Source organism: Bacillus sp. 2D03 (genome assembly GCF_003946765.1).
Classification (GTDB): Bacteria; Bacillota; Bacilli; order Bacillales; family Bacillaceae_G; genus Bacillus_A; species Bacillus_A cereus.
Genome location: NZ_RPSJ01000009.1, coordinates 181079 through 196551, shown reverse-complemented (window position 1 = coordinate 196551; position 15473 = coordinate 181079). Strand labels below are relative to the sequence as shown.

Here is a 15473-nt window from a genome sequence, read left to right as displayed (position 1 = left end):
ACACTAATGTGCGAGCTTTTTTATACTTATAAAATACTTATCGTTTTCCTTTTTCATAAGGAGTTCCTAATGCTTTCGGAGCTTCAGAACGACCTACAAAACCAACAAGCGCTAATATTGTGAATACATATGGTAATATCGTTAATAAAACACTTGGAATTTGATCTAATACAGGAATTGTTCCGCCCGTTACACTTAGAGATTGCGCAAAACCAAAGAATAGAGCTGCACCTAATGCGCCTAGTGGATTCCACTTCCCAAAAATCATAGCAGCTAAAGCTAAGAAACCTTGTCCTGTAATAGTTGCCCCTGAGAAGTTATTAGAAATTGACATTGCAAAAATCGCTCCACCAATTCCAGCAAACACTCCTGAAATACAGACTCCAATATAACGCATTTCATATACATTAATCCCCATCGTATCCGCTGCCATTGGGTGTTCACCAACAGCACGTAGACGAAGACCGAACGGTGTTTTATAAATAACATACCAAACAACGAATGCTAAAATAATGGCAATATACGACGTTATTGGTACGTTCGAGAAAAATATTTTCCCTAAAACCGGAATATCCGAAAGGCCTGGAATATCAATCTTTTCAATACGATACTGAATAAAGTCAGTCTGCCCTTTATCAAAAATCTTCTTAATTGCAAATACTGTTAAACCAAGAGATAAGAAGTTAATGGCTACACCACTTACAACTTGATCTGCTCGGAATGTAATAGAAGCTACCGCATGAAGTAATGCAAATAATCCACTACCAATTGCCGCAAATAATAACGCAATCCATGGAGTCATCGTTCCCCAAGTATCACCCATCAATAAGTTTGTAACAACTCCAATAAATGCACCAAATAGCATTAGTCCTTCTAATCCGATATTTACAACACCCGATCGTTCACTAAATACACCACCTAGTGCTGTGAAAATGATAGGTGCCGATGTATATAACGTACCCGTCACAAGAATGGCTAATATATCTAAAAAGCTCATTTATTTCCCCTCCTTGCTCATGCGTGTAAGCGCCCATCTTAACACATAACTACATGCAACAAAGAAGATGATACATGCAATAATTACATTAATAAGCTCTGACGGTACATCTGCCTCAAAGTTCATTTGAGGGGAAGCACTTTTCAAACCACCAAATAATAAAGCTGAAAGGATTATACCAAACGGATTATTCCCTCCAAGTAATGCTACGGCAATCCCATCAAATCCTACTCCTGTAAACGAAGACATCGCTGTCATACTCTGGAATGTCCCTAATCCTTCCATCGCTCCACCAATCCCCGCAAATGCACCAGCAATTGTCATAGAGAATACTACATTACGAGAAACTTTCATACCTGCATATTGAGAAGCATGCTGATTAAATCCTACAGACTTTAATTCGTAACCTAAAGTTGTTCGATCTAATAAGAACCACATTAAAATAGCGATTAAAATTGCTACAATAATTCCCCAGTGTAGACGTGAACCATCAGTAATAGAAGCAAGCCAGTCTGAAGATAGTGACGCACTCTCTTTAATATCATACGTTTTGTCATTACCCGCATGTAAGAAACGCTTAATGATGTCATACGTTACATACAACGCAATATAGTTCATCATAATAGTTACAATAACTTCATTCACTTGAAACTTCCCTTTTAAATATCCCGGAATGAAGCCCCAAATTCCGCCCACCAATGCGGCAAATAAAATCGATAATGGAATATGAAGGAACGCTGGTAGTGAGACTGCATAACCGAACCAAACCGCTGCAAGCCAACCAACTAACAATTGACCCTCTACCCCGATATTAAATAAACCTGTACGAAATGCAAACGCCACCGATAAGCCAGCAAGAATAAGCGGTATCATTGTACGGAGCGTTTCACCAATCGCACTTGCGCTGCCGAACATTCCTGTCCAAAGTGCACTATAACCAACAATTGGATCATAGCCACTAACTAGCATTACAATCGCTCCTACAAGTAAGCCGAAAATAACGGATAGTACTGGGACTAAAATATTTATCGTTCGTTCTGTTAAAAGCTTTTTAGCCATTTGTCCCCACCTGCTCCTTCTTTGTTCCTCCAGCCATTAACAATCCAAGCTGTTGTTCATTCGTTTCTTTCGCATCAACTATTGCTACAATTTCCCCTTCATAAATAACAGCAATTCGATCGCTAACATTTAAGATTTCATCTAACTCTAATGATAAAAGTAATACACCTTTTCCTTTATCCCTTTGCTCTATTAATCTCTTATGAATAAATTCAATTGCTCCTACATCTAAACCACGTGTTGGCTGTGCCGCAATTAATAAATCTGGATTTCGGTCTACTTCACGTGCAATAATTGCTTTTTGTTGATTCCCCCCAGATAGAGCGCGTGCTAACGTTTGCTCACTAGGTGTACGTACATCAAACTGTTCAATAAGAGCCTTTGCTTTTTCTGTAATTTTGCTGAAATTTAAAATCCCTTTCTTTGAAAACGGATTTTTATAGTATGTTTGAAGAACTATATTATCTCTAACAGAAAAATCAAGAACGAGTCCGTGTTTATGACGATCTTCTGGAATATGACCAATTCCTTCTTCTGTTATTCTTCTAACAGGCCAATTTGTTATTTCTTTTCCTTTAATTGCAATAGAACCTGACTCAACTTTTCGTAAACCAGTAATCGCTTCTATTAATTCACTTTGTCCGTTTCCATCAATCCCTGCAATCCCAACAATTTCCCCCGCACGAACAGTTAAGTCAAGGCCTTTTACAGCAGGTAGTTGACGTGCATCGTGAACAACAAGGTTTGCAATTGAAAGTACCTCTTCTTTTGGCTTCGCGTCTATTTTTTCTGTTTTAAAATTCACTTGACGTCCGACCATTAATTCTGCAAGTTTATTTTCATCCGTATTTGCAACGTCAACCGTTCCAATCCCTTTTCCTTTACGAATAATCGTACAACGATCGCAAACTTCCATAATTTCTTTCAACTTATGTGTAATAAGAACAATAGATTTTCCTTCTTGTACAAGCTTTTTCATAATTTGAATTAGCTCATGAATTTCTTGTGGTGTTAACACAGCTGTCGGTTCATCAAATATTAAAATTTCTGCACCGCGGTAAAGAGTTTTCAAAATCTCAACACGCTGTTGCATACCAACTGAAATATCCTGTATTTTCGCATATGGATCTACAGCCAAACCATATTGTTCAGACAGTTTTTGAATTTCTTTAGCAGCATCCTCAACAGCAATTTTCCCTTTTTTCTTCGGTTCATTTCCGAGAATAATATTCTCTGTAACTGTAAAATTATGAACAAGCATAAAGTGTTGATGGACCATTCCAATACCAAGGTCATTTGCTATATTCGGATTTGTGATTTTTACAGGTTTACCTTTAATTTTAATTTCACCCTGCTCTGGTTGGTACAAACCAAATAGTACATTCATCAATGTGGATTTCCCTGCACCATTTTCTCCAAGTAAAGCATGTATCTCACCCTGCTTTACTTGCAGCGTAATATCATCATTCGCTACAATGCCTGGGAATACTTTCGTAATGTTATTCATCTCAATTACGTATTCCATTGTGTTCCTCCTTTTAACAGGGAACATTCCCTATTACACTATTAACTTATTAAGCAATTCGGAAGTTTTATACATACAAAGGTTAGTTCTATGAACTAACCTTTGCTATTTCTCTATTTATTTTTTTAGAGAAGCTTCGTATTCTTTATACTCTTTATCTGTAGCTGGCACTTTAATTTCACCGGCTGTAATTTTCTTTTCAAGCTCTTCTACTTTTGTTAAAATTTCAGGGTTAACTTTTTTCACGTTATCAGTTGTTTTTGAAATACCAATACCGTCATCTTTTAAGCCAAACTCTTCAATTTTCCCACCTTTTAAATTCCCATCTTTTGCTTCTTTAGCTACTTTTTCTACTGCTACATCAACACGTTTAATCATTGAAGTTAATGTTACATTTTCAGGCATACCTTCTTGATGTTGGTCACGGTCAACACCGATTACCCAAACATTTTCACCTTTTTTCTTACGGTTTTTCGCTTCTGTGAACACACCGTTACCTGTACCACCAGCAGCATGATAAATTACGTCTACGCCTTGACCATACATTGCTGAAGCAAGAACTGTACCTTTTTCAGGCTTATCGAATGCTTCTGCATATTCAGATACGATTTCAATGTTTGGATTTACTGCCTTTGCACCAGCTTTAAATCCATTTTCAAATTTACTAATTAAATCACTTTTCATTCCACCAACAAATCCTACTTTATTTGATTTTGTTGACATAGCTGCTACCGCACCTACAAGGAATGATCCTTCATGATCTTTAAACGTAATGCTCGTTACGTTCGGTGCATCTACAACAGTATCTACGATTGCAAATTGTTGTTTTGACGATTCTTTTGCTACTTCTTTAATTGCACCCTCTAATTTATAACCAATTCCGAATGTTAAATCATATTTATCTTTCGAGAATTTTTTTAAATTCGGAATATAATCAGCTTCTTTTTCAGACTGAAGGTAACGATAATTTGTCTTTTCTTTTAAACCATTATCTTTACCAAACTTTTGTAACCCTTCCCAAGAAGATTGGTTAAATGACTTATCATCAACGCCCCCAACATCCGTTACGAGACCAACCTTGAAGTCTTTATTGTCTTTCGTGTCTTTCTTGTCACTGCTCGCCTTATCCGAGTTACCACATGCACCTAAAACTGTACTTGCTGCTAATGTTAATGATAATAAAAGGCCTGCTTTTTTCTTCATACTAGAAACCCCTCCAAAAATGATATATATTTATTCTTACGCTGCTGTTCCTTACTTCTTGCTGTCACCTCCCTAAAAAGGAATTTACCTACATACGCTTTCTTAATACGTGGAAGCTAAATTTATCAGCTCTAAAGTAATTGATAGAATATAAGATTGGCTCATCATTTTGATCATAGTGCATTTGTTTTAATACAAGCAGTGCTGTTTCAGGCTCACATTCTAAAATCGGTGAAATTTTAGGGTGATAGCCAATTGGCTCAATGTGAGCAACCGCATATGTTATGCGCTTATGTGTGTTATTATGTATCACCGTTAATAATGATTCCTCATTGTAACCCGATAAATCTGGCAATATTTCTTTTGCAAGTTTATCGATACAATACACAACAGGTTCCCCATCTGCTGTACGCACGCGTTCAATCATCACTGCATTAAAACCATCTTCACTATTAAACTTCTCTTTTTCCTCTTCTGTTAAAGTTGTAGTAGATGATGATAAAAAGATTGTTCCTGGTGTTTTCCCCACACTAGAAATCATATCTGTAATACTAGAAAGTTGTTCTATTCCAGAAGAAAATAATGGCTTTGCATTTACAAATGTCCCTACACCATGTCTACGAATGACAACATTTTCTTCTTCTAAAATACGCAACGCTTCCCTTAAAGTCGCTCTACTTACGCCAAGTTCTTTCGCTAAATCAAACTCTGATGGTAACTTTTGTCGTTCTTTATACGCCCCATCTTTAATTTTTTCTTTGATGTGATCAATCACCCGTAGATATAGGTGACGACTATCGGATTTTACTGACATAAGACTCCCCCGCATTTCAATTATTCGACCTCTGATGTAAGACTTCTTTTCTCTTTTTTCAACTTACAACATAGTACAAATGACTATCCACCAAAATAAGTATAATTGTCGAATAAATAATAATAATTTTTTTAAATAAAATTTTCACTCTTTATTGCATAAAAAAAACTTTGCACCATAAACATTCCTCATTTCGAGAAAAAGTTCGGCACAAAGATCCTTTACATCCTTTGTTACACACTTTTCCCCTCATAGTCTAGCAATTCATGGTTGCCAGGTAGAAACTTATGGACCTTATCTCCAAGATTATATGAGGCAGTGATTCTTTTCGAAGTAATCTTACCACTTGCTCTCATACGTGTCAACAAAATCTAACATTTTTCTGCATTAAATATCGAACATTTACATAAAACATACTCAAAGTATTCGTATTCTAAAGAGCGACCCTAAATGTAAGCCCTTTCTTTATTACTGAGTATAGTATATAACAAAAACACTATATAAAAAAGCCTAATTGTAAAAACAATTAGGCTTTTTTTAAGAACTTTTTTCTTGTACATCATTAATGAGCACTTCTCTCGGTTTACTACCTTCATACGGACCTACTACACCATTCATTTCCATTGCATCAATTAGGCGAGCAGCTCGCGTATAACCTACTCTAAACCTACGTTGTAACATAGAAACAGATGCTGTTTGCATTTCCACTACAAGTTGAACCGCTTCATCATATAATTCATCTTCTACTTCCTGCTTCGTATCAGGAACATCTTGCGGAATCATATCTTCTTGATATTGTGCTTTTTGCTGTCCAATAACATATTCTACAACTCTCTCAACTTCATCATCTGATAAAAATGCGCCTTGTACACGTACAGGTTTCGATGCACCAATTGGTATAAACAGCATGTCTCCACGACCTAGTAGCTTCTCTGCACCACCACCGTCAAGAATTGTACGAGAATCTGTTTGAGAAGATACAGCGAATGCAATACGTGATGGAATATTTGCTTTAATAACACCCGTAATAACGTCAACTGACGGACGTTGCGTTGCAATAATTAAATGAATACCAGCAGCACGAGCCATTTGCGCTAGACGCATAATCGCATCCTCTACATCAGACGAAGCAACCATCATTAAATCTGCTAACTCGTCCACAATTACTACAATATAAGGTAATTCGGGTTGTTTCGCTTCTGATTGACTATTATGCTCTTTTATATAATCGTTGTATCCTTCAATGTTACGTGTACCACTATGAGCAAACAATTCATAACGACGTTCCATTTCACTCACAACTTTTTTCAATGCTTGCGATGCTTTTTTCGGATCAGTTACAACTGGCGTTAACAAATGAGGCACACCGTTATATACATTTAACTCTACCATTTTCGGGTCAATCATCATTAATTTTACTTCATGTGGTTTTGCACGCATTAAAATACTAACAATAATACCGTTAATACATACACTTTTCCCGCTACCTGTCGCACCAGCTACGAGTAAATGGGGCATTTTATTTAGACGGGCTAATACAGCTTCACCTGTAATATCTCGGCCAAGACCAATTAACAACTTCTCTTCCGGATGATTATTAGCCTTAGAATCAAGAACTTCCCTCAGCGTTACCATCGAAACTTCCGAGTTCGGAACTTCGATCCCTACAGCTGATTTCCCGGGAATTGGCGCTTCAATACGAATGTCCTTTGCAGCTAAAGCAAGGGCTAAATCATCACTTAAACTGACAATTTTGCTTACCTTTACCCCCATATCAGGATACACTTCATATTTTGTAACTGCAGGACCTCTATGTACTTTTGTTACTTTCGCTTTCACTCCGAAACTTTGGAATGTACGTTCTAATTTACGAGCATTCTCATAAATTTCCGCATTTTCATTTGTAACTTGCTTATTCTTTGGAAATTTTAATATATCAAGTGAAGGAAGCTTGTAATCTTTATTTTCTACATTTGAAAATTGCATAGGAGGTGCTTGCGCTTCACTCTCTAACGATTCAACAATTTTTTCTCCACGCTTTTTCTTTGGTTCTTCAATTGGCGGAGTCTCTTCAATAAACGGTGAAGTGATTAAATCTTCTTGCTCTACTTCGATTCGTTTATCCTCTTCTTCATTTACAGGATAATTCTCAGTGAAATTCGAAATAATCGGAGGATCAATTGAGATTTCTTCCATCGGCTCAATAATTTCTTCTTGTTCTGCAGCACGTTTGCTTCTTGTGCTTCTTGTTGTTTTTTTCTTTTCTGTTTGTTCAGCCGTTCTTTTGGCTCTCCAATCTTTATAATCCCCTTGCATCACTTGAAACTGACTTCTAAGAATTCTACCAACTGGAGCTAACACTTCTCCAATATGCTTATTTGTTATACAAAGTATACCGAGAATAACTAGAATAATACCAATGATATAAGCTCCTACTTCGTCAAATAAGAAGTAACATGTTGCGAACATAAGCGCACCAAACATACCACCACCTAAATGAACGCTATCTGGCCCCTTTTTCATTTCAAGAAAGAAGTTATCTTTCGTACTCACAATAACAGAAGTATTTTGCACTGCTCCATCTTTTGTAAGAAGGTTAAATAATGTAATATGACTAAACATTAATATCGCCAATACAATTAAATAAAATCCAATTAATCGTTTATTTAAAAGGTTCGGCCATCCGCGTTTTATAACAAAGGAAACCGATAAAGCTATTACACCTAACACACCAATTATGTACCACTCACCAAAGAAGAAGCGAAAAAATAACACAAACGATTTCCCTACAACGCCTAGCTGTAAAATCGTAATGATTGAAAGTGCAAAAAGAGTTAAACCGACGATTTCATAATACAAAGTTGGCTTTATCGTACGTCTTGCCTTTGCCTTCGTCCCTCTTTGCTTTTGTTTTGCCATTTCTTCACCTCGTGTTCTACATATAAGTAAAGCTCCCCTCAAAATGCTCTATTTATATGTCTGTTTTCTCTATTTTTCAGGTCTTTATATCTTCTATTTTTACACTTCTTGTAAAATGCTAAATAAACAGAAGAAAGCAGCCTACTCATGGCTGCTCAACCGTCTTGTTTTTTATATTATACCATAGCTTCTAAACAAAATCCTTCTTTTTGCTAAAAGGTTATTTTCTGACCGGGCTCAAACTCTAAATAGTGAAGTGGGTCCGTACTTAGCACACGTACAATAGAATAACATCCATGTTCCTCTTCAGAAACCATTAATTCCACACCATTTATATTTACAACTTTTTGACTTTCACATTGTGAATAATCGGCCGGATACACAAGTTGCTCTGGCATAATTGTATATAAAATCATTGTAGCATTGTCCCTTCTGTACTATCTTCCGCGCGAACATCTATTAATTCGTTTAATTTTCGAATCGCATTTCCAATACCGCCGACATCATCTATAAGACCGTACTTTACTGCATCGCCACCAATTACATTCGTCCCAATATCTCGCGTTAAATTTCCTTTCGCAAACATAAGCTCTTTAAAACGATCTTCTGTTACTTTCGAGTGCTTCGTCACAAAACGAATGACTCTTTCTTGCATCTTATCCAAATACTCAAATGTTTGTGGCACACCTATGACAAGACCTGTTAAACGAATTGGATGAATTGTCATCGTCGCAGTTTCCGCAATAAACGAATAGTCAGTAGAAACAGCAATCGGTACACCGATGGAATGCCCCCCGCCTAAAACTAGAGATACTGTTGGTTTTGAAAGTGAAGCTACCATTTCAGAAATTGCTAGCCCAGCTTCAACGTCACCTCCAACCGTATTTAATATTAAAAGCAAACCTTCAATTTTCGGATTTTGTTCAATCGCAACAATTTGCGGAATGATATGCTCATATTTTGTTGTTTTATTTTGCGGTGGTAATTGAACATGACCTTCCACTTGTCCGATAATCGTTAAACAATGAATACGTGATTCATTCATCTGTGGTACATTTGTCTGTCCAAGCTGTTGAATTTTTTCAACTATTGAAGCCTCTTTTCCAACTTCTTTTGGCTCAGCTTCTTTTTCTTCATTTGTATATCGATCACGTTCTGTCATTTCGCATCCCCTTTCACTCGTATATAACTATTATTTCTTAAGTTATAAATTTCATTCGATAGGGTTAAAAAGAAAAAAAATCACCCATAAGGGTGATCCTTTTTATACTTCCATAATAATCGGTAAAATCATAGGTTTTCTCTTTGTCTCTTCGTACAAGAACTGCCCTAATAATTCACGAATATTTTGTTTTAACATTGACCATTCAATTGAATATTCTTTAATTGACTGCTCAACAATCATACGTACAATCTCTGTAGATCGTTCAATTAACGCTTCTGATTCACGAACATATACGAAGCCACGTGAAATGATTTCTGGACCAGAGATAATTTTCTTTTCATCTTTACCAAGCGTTACAACAACTACTAGTATTCCATCTTGAGATAACATCTTTCTATCTCGAAGAACGATATTACCAACGTCACCTACACCTAATCCATCAATTAAAACATTACCAGCTTGTACTTTACCGACTAAGTTCGCTTCATCGTCACCAAAAGCAATTACATCGCCTTTTTCTACGATAAAGATATTTTCTCTTGTAATACCTACATCTTCAGCTAAATATGCATGTGCTTTTTGCATACGGAACTCACCATGTACGGGTACAAAGTACTTCGGTTTCATTAAATTTAACATTAATTTTAATTCTTCTTGGCTACCGTGACCTGAAACGTGAACTTTTCTTTCGCCGTAATAAACAACTTCAGCTCCAGCTCTAAATAACAAATCAATAATTTTTGATACAGATATTTCATTACCCGGAATTGGCGAAGCAGCAATGATAACAGTATCACCTTTACGAATTGAAATTTGTTTATGTGCTTGTTTTGCCATTCTTGATAGAGCAGCCATCGGTTCACCTTGACTACCTGTCGTTAAAATAGCTACCTTTTTCTCTGGGAAGTTGTCTACTTCTTGTAATGAAATAACCATACCTTCTGGAACATCTAAATAACCAAGACGTCTTGCAATGTCTACTACTTTCACCATACTACGTCCTACTACCGCTACTTTTCGCCCTGTTTCAGCAGCTGCATCAAATACTTGTTGAATACGATGTACATTCGATGCAAATGAAGCAACGATAATACGACCTTCTGCGCCGTAGAACACTTTAGAGATTTCTACACCAACTTCTTTTTCTGAACCTGTATAACCTGGGCGCTCTGCGTTTGTACTATCAGATAATAAGCAAAGTACGCCTTCATTTCCGATTTGCGCCATTTTCCCAAGGTCTGCTCCACTATTTCCAATTGGAGTTTGATCGAATTTAAAGTCTCCCGTATATACGACTGCACCTTTTGATGTATGGAAACAAACGCCAACAGAGTCCGGAATACTATGTGTCGTTCCGAAGAATGACACCGTTGTAGTGTTAAATTCTACTGTTGAATTTGAATCGATTGTTTTTAGGTCTACACGGCCTAACATGCCCGCTTCACCAAGTTTTTCTTGTATAAGTCCTACTGTTAATTTCGTTGCATAGACTGGAATAGATAATTTACGAAGTACATACACAATTCCACCAATATGATCTTCATGACCGTGAGTAATAAATAAACCTTTTACTCGCTCTTGATTTTCCACTAAATATGTAATATCAGGAATAACGATATCAATTCCAAACATTTCATCTCCCGGGAACATTAACCCTGCATCTACGATAAAGATTTCAGAATCAATTTCAACACAGTACATGTTTTTCCCGATTTCACCTACTCCACCAAGAGCAAATACTTTAACAGACTCATTCTCTTTTCTCTTCATGTTGTTGCCTGGTTTAAAAATCTTGCAAACACTGATTTCACTAAAATTGCAGAGACACCAGGGGAAACTCTACAACCACCATATTTTCACCGTCCAAGACGAATGTCCTTACCGTTATGCGATATCATGTCCTTGTTTATTTTTTAAACCAGGTTTCACCTCTCTTTCATTATATAAATCAAATATCTTATTCGATATGATATGAAAATTTAATTAAATTATAATTTTTCCCAATTTTGCTAAGCATACCCGTACTAAGCTACTTAGCCATATTATACCTGATACAAGAAATAGAACACAAGTTAAATCGTGCGAAAGAAAGAGTAAAAGAACGGAATGACAACAAAAGTATCGAACGTATTTCCTTTATATTTACTTCGATTTTATACTCCATATTATTTTGAAGAACTAGCCATACATACGCTAAATTCATTTCATAATAGGGAGTTTCAAGATTTATTTTTCTAGAATCCAACAAAAACACTTACAAAATGGAGTTTTTTTATGAATTACGTCACATTTGAGGGAATTTCTCTAAAAACAGACACCGTAGTTTATTGCGTTCATTCCATAATATCTATCATTTTTTGACTCAGTTAAAGGGGTACGATTATTTTCTTATACACATAATGAAGAAGCGATTAATGTTCTTATAAAAACACATATAGGTGAGAAAAAGAGGAAAAGATTTGCATATAATAAAAAATGACCTAGTTCTACACTAGGTCATTTTTTATTAACGAGGGATAGATTGCATTACAGATTGTAACGTTACTCTTTCTTCTTCTGTTAATGGAAGAAGTGGTAAACGTACAGAGCCCACATCTAATCCAACCATTTGTAACGCTGTTTTTACTGGAGTTGGACTTGGCGCCATAAATAATGAATCAGTTACTCTTACAAGTAATTGATGTAATTTTTGTGCCTTCTTAAATTCTCCTGCTTGAAATGCTGTAATCATTTCTTGCATTTCGTTTCCGATAACATGAGATGCTACCGAAACGATACCTTTCGCTCCAACTGCCATAGCTGGTAACGTTAAACCGTCATCACCGCTGTATACCGCAAAGTCGTCCGCTGTTTTTTCAATGATTTCTGTCATTGTTAACACATCGCCGCCGGCATCTTTAATAGCAACAATGTTTTCTATTTCTGATAAACGAACAACTGTATCAACGGAGATTTGTACAATAGATCGTCCTGGAACGTTATATAGCATAACCGGAAGCGGCGTACTTTCAGCAATTGCTTTAAAATGCTGATACATTCCTTCTTGACTCGGTTTGTTATAATACGGTGCTACTAGCATTACTGCATCCACACCAACTTCTGTTGCCTTTTTAGTTAAGTCAATAGAAGCATGCGTATTATTGCTACCTGTTCCAGCGATTACGGGCACTCTTTTATCGACAACAGATACGACATGGCGATATAACGCTACTTTCTCTTCTGAAGTTAATGTAGGAGATTCTCCTGTCGTTCCTCCTACCACGATTGCTGTTGTACCGTTATCAATTAAATAATTTACCAATTTCGTTGTCTTTGCAAAATCGATATTCCCGTTTATATCAAACGGTGTTACCATCGCGGTTGCAATTGTCCCAAAATCTATCATGGTCTCACTCCTTATTGTTCCAGTTGCTTTTCTTTTGAAAGCTCAAACGCACTATGTAATGCATTTACAGCCTCCACTAAATCAGTTTCTTTTACAAGAACCCAAATTGTTGTATGACTATCTGCCGATTGCAGGATTTGAATACCTTTTTCCGCTAAAGCTGTAACGATTTTTGCAGTAACCCCTGGGATGCCTGCCATTCCAGCTCCAACGATAGATACTTTCGCACAATGTTCTGTCACAATTGGCTCATATCCAAGTTGTTTTAGCACTTCGACAGCACGAGCTGATACATTATCATTTACTGTGTAAGCTACACCAGTAGGAGAAATGTTAATTAAATCAACACTAATGCCTTCGTTTGCCATTTCTTTAAATACATGCTGCTGTATGTCGTATGCCGTTTCTTTTGCAAGTACTTTAATTTGCGTTACGTTCGATACGTGGGCAATACCTGTAACAGGACGTTCTTCTACATCCTGCCCTTTTGTAGCACCATCGTATGCTGCAATAAGAGTACCTTCACTTTCAGAATACGTAGAACGTACACGAAGTGGCACTTTTGCATGCATCGCAATTTCAACTGCACGTGGATGAACGACTTTCGCACCTTGATAAGCCATGTTACAAATTTCGTTATACGTTACAGTTTGAAGATGACGTGCATCTTTTACAATACGAGGATCCGCAGTCATAACACCTTCTACATCAGTGAATATATCGATATATTCAGCATGAAGTGCAACACCTAATGCTGAAGCTGAAGTATCACTACCTCCGCGTCCAAGTGTTGTCGTATCACCTTTTTTCGTTTGCCCTTGAAATCCTGTAACGACGATTACATCTACATTTTCTAACTCTTCATGTATACGATCGCAATTCATTTCAATAATCTTTGCATTCGTAAAGTCATCATTCGTTACAAAACCAGCTTGTGCACCATTTAATGCTGCTGCTTTTATACCGTTCTCATTCAACATATTAGAGAAAACAATTGCAGAGATTAACTCTCCGCATGATAATAATAAATCTTGCTCACGTTTAGAAATAGTAGATTCCTCTTGATTTACAAGACTTAATAACGTATCCGTTGCATATGGTTCACCTTTACGGCCCATAGCAGATACGACAGTAACTACTTTATAACCAGCAGCTAATGATTTTTTTATATGATGAAGCGCATGCTTACGTCCATTGTCATCACGTACTGATGTGCCACCAAATTTTTGAACAATTATTTTCATATTTTGCACCTTCTCTTAGCCGTTTACACTAATTGTAATTTTACTAAGCGCTCTGCAATTTGAACAGAATTCCATGCAGCGCCTTTTAATAAGTTATCAGATACGACCCAAAGATGGAATCCTTTATCGTTATTTAAATCTTTACGGATTCTTCCAACGAATACTTCGTTTTTACCTACTGCAGTAGCTGGCATTGGATATAACTGCTCTTCTGGATTATCTTGCAGAACAATACCTTCCGCATTTGCAAGTAAGCTCTTTAATTCTGCTACTGTTACGCCTTCTTTTTCTACTTCGATGTAAACAGACTCAGAGTGTCCTGATACAACTGGTAAACGTACACATGTTGCCGCTACTTCTAATTCAGGCATATGCATAATTTTTTTCGTTTCGTTAATCATTTTCATTTCTTCAAACGTAAATCCATTATCTTGGAATTTATCAATCTGTGGAATCGCATTAAAAGCAATTGGGAAATGCTTCTTATCACCTGATACAGGAAGAACATTTGCCTTAACTTCTTCGCCATTTAAGATTGCTTGTGATTGTTCATGCAGTTCTTCAATAGCTGCCGCACCAGCACCTGATACAGCTTGATATGTGGAAACGATTACTCGTTTTAAACCATATTGCTGACGAACTGGCTCAAGAGCTACTACCATTTGAATTGTAGAACAGTTTGGATTTGCAATAATACCATTATGTTCTTTTAAGTCGTTTTCATTTACTTCAGGTACAACAAGTGGCACGTTTTCTGTCATACGGAATGCACTTGTATTATCAACAACAATCGCACCGCGTTTTGCTGCTTCTGGCGCTAATTGTTTCGATACAGATCCACCAGCACTAAATAGTGCGATATCTACTCCTTCAAAGCTTTCAGGAGTTGCCTCTTGAACTGTAAATTCTTCGCCTTTAAATACAAGTTTCTTACCTGCAGATCGTTTAGATGAAAGTAACGTTAATTTCCCGATTGGAAATTCTCGTTTCTCTAAAGTATTTAACATTTGTTCACCAACTGCGCCGGTTGCTCCAACTACAGCGACATGAAAAGTTTTTTGCTTTTCCATCACTATGCCCCTTTCTAGATACCAATCCTTCTATAACTTAGAATCAGAAGGAGTATACAATACCCCTTCTGATCTTAATAACGTTAATTTTA

The 15473-nt window shown here is 36.7% G+C and carries 12 protein-coding genes and 1 riboswitch; all 12 genes read right to left on the bottom strand.

Translation table 11 applies throughout. From position 1 onward, the window contains the following. Positions 1-37: 37 nt before the first annotated feature. Positions 38-997 (bottom strand): ABC transporter permease, encoded by a 960-nt coding sequence (locus EBQ15_RS20750; RefSeq protein WP_000008855.1) that lies wholly within the window; start codon positions 995-997, stop codon positions 38-40. Continuing rightward, a complete protein-coding gene (locus EBQ15_RS20745) occupies positions 998-2056 on the bottom strand; it encodes an ABC transporter permease (RefSeq protein ID WP_001085254.1) in 1059 nt (352 codons plus the stop codon). Then, positions 2049-3581 carry an ABC transporter ATP-binding protein gene (locus EBQ15_RS20740; protein ID WP_000456907.1) on the bottom strand — a complete coding sequence of 511 codons (1533 nt, stop codon included), beginning with the start codon at positions 3579-3581 and terminating at the stop codon, positions 2049-2051. The genes EBQ15_RS20745 and EBQ15_RS20740 overlap by 8 nt, the downstream gene beginning before the upstream one ends. Before the next feature lie 117 nt (positions 3582-3698). Further along, a complete protein-coding gene (locus tag EBQ15_RS20735) occupies positions 3699-4784 on the bottom strand; it encodes a BMP family lipoprotein (RefSeq protein WP_000725771.1) in 1086 nt (361 codons plus the stop codon). A gap of 88 nt (positions 4785-4872) precedes the next feature. Further along, positions 4873-5598: a GntR family transcriptional regulator gene (locus EBQ15_RS20730; RefSeq protein WP_000114182.1), complete on the bottom strand. Its 726-nt coding sequence runs from the start codon at positions 5596-5598 to the stop codon at positions 4873-4875. A gap of 232 nt (positions 5599-5830) precedes the next feature. Then, positions 5831-5932, bottom strand: a riboswitch (purine riboswitch). 203 nt (positions 5933-6135) lie between these two features. Further along, a complete protein-coding gene (locus EBQ15_RS20720) occupies positions 6136-8517 on the bottom strand; it encodes a DNA translocase FtsK (protein ID WP_001118777.1) in 2382 nt (793 codons plus the stop codon). Between the two features lie 212 nt (positions 8518-8729). Then, positions 8730-8933 (bottom strand): YlzJ-like family protein, encoded by a 204-nt coding sequence (locus tag EBQ15_RS20715; protein ID WP_000605020.1) that lies wholly within the window; start codon positions 8931-8933, stop codon positions 8730-8732. Then, entirely contained in the window at positions 8930-9679 is a 750-nt protein-coding gene (tepA, locus tag EBQ15_RS20710) for a translocation-enhancing protein TepA (protein ID WP_000139818.1), read from the bottom strand. The genes EBQ15_RS20715 and tepA overlap by 4 nt, the downstream gene beginning before the upstream one ends. 102 nt (positions 9680-9781) lie before the next feature. Continuing rightward, positions 9782-11452 carry a ribonuclease J gene (locus EBQ15_RS20705; protein WP_000823096.1) on the bottom strand — a complete coding sequence of 557 codons (1671 nt, stop codon included), beginning with the start codon at positions 11450-11452 and terminating at the stop codon, positions 9782-9784. Positions 11453-12188: 736 nt separating this feature from the next. After that, positions 12189-13067: a 4-hydroxy-tetrahydrodipicolinate synthase gene (dapA, locus tag EBQ15_RS20700; RefSeq protein WP_000564763.1), complete on the bottom strand. Its 879-nt coding sequence runs from the start codon at positions 13065-13067 to the stop codon at positions 12189-12191. An 11-nt stretch (positions 13068-13078) separates the two neighbouring features. Continuing rightward, positions 13079-14311, bottom strand: a complete 1233-nt coding sequence (gene dapG / locus EBQ15_RS20695) for an aspartate kinase (RefSeq protein WP_000692454.1) — start codon at positions 14309-14311, stop codon at positions 13079-13081. Between the two features lie 23 nt (positions 14312-14334). Beyond that, positions 14335-15381 (bottom strand): aspartate-semialdehyde dehydrogenase, encoded by a 1047-nt coding sequence (asd, locus tag EBQ15_RS20690; protein WP_000414846.1) that lies wholly within the window; start codon positions 15379-15381, stop codon positions 14335-14337. Positions 15382-15473: the final 92 nt, after the last annotated feature.

What these genes read in the sequence shown, in the direction of transcription:
- EBQ15_RS20750 (WP_000008855.1), bottom strand. Translation starts at nt 997, where the DNA reads ATGAGCTTTTTAGATATATTAGCCATTCTTGTGACGGGTACGTTATAT.
- EBQ15_RS20745 (WP_001085254.1), bottom strand. Translation starts at nt 2,056, where the DNA reads ATGGCTAAAAAGCTTTTAACAGAACGAACGATAAATATTTTAGTCCCA.
- EBQ15_RS20740 (WP_000456907.1), bottom strand. Translation starts at nt 3,581, where the DNA reads ATGGAATACGTAATTGAGATGAATAACATTACGAAAGTATTCCCAGGC.
- EBQ15_RS20735 (WP_000725771.1), bottom strand. Translation starts at nt 4,784, where the DNA reads ATGAAGAAAAAAGCAGGCCTTTTATTATCATTAACATTAGCAGCAAGT.
- EBQ15_RS20730 (WP_000114182.1), bottom strand. Translation starts at nt 5,598, where the DNA reads ATGTCAGTAAAATCCGATAGTCGTCACCTATATCTACGGGTGATTGAT.
- EBQ15_RS20720 (WP_001118777.1), bottom strand. Translation starts at nt 8,517, where the DNA reads ATGGCAAAACAAAAGCAAAGAGGGACGAAGGCAAAGGCAAGACGTACG.
- EBQ15_RS20715 (WP_000605020.1), bottom strand. Translation starts at nt 8,933, where the DNA reads ATGATTTTATATACAATTATGCCAGAGCAACTTGTGTATCCGGCCGAT.
- tepA (WP_000139818.1), bottom strand. Translation starts at nt 9,679, where the DNA reads ATGACAGAACGTGATCGATATACAAATGAAGAAAAAGAAGCTGAGCCA.
- EBQ15_RS20705 (WP_000823096.1), bottom strand. Translation starts at nt 11,452, where the DNA reads ATGAAGAGAAAAGAGAATGAGTCTGTTAAAGTATTTGCTCTTGGTGGA.
- dapA (WP_000564763.1), bottom strand. Translation starts at nt 13,067, where the DNA reads ATGATAGATTTTGGGACAATTGCAACCGCGATGGTAACACCGTTTGAT.
- dapG (WP_000692454.1), bottom strand. Translation starts at nt 14,311, where the DNA reads ATGAAAATAATTGTTCAAAAATTTGGTGGCACATCAGTACGTGATGAC.
- asd (WP_000414846.1), bottom strand. Translation starts at nt 15,381, where the DNA reads ATGGAAAAGCAAAAAACTTTTCATGTCGCTGTAGTTGGAGCAACCGGC.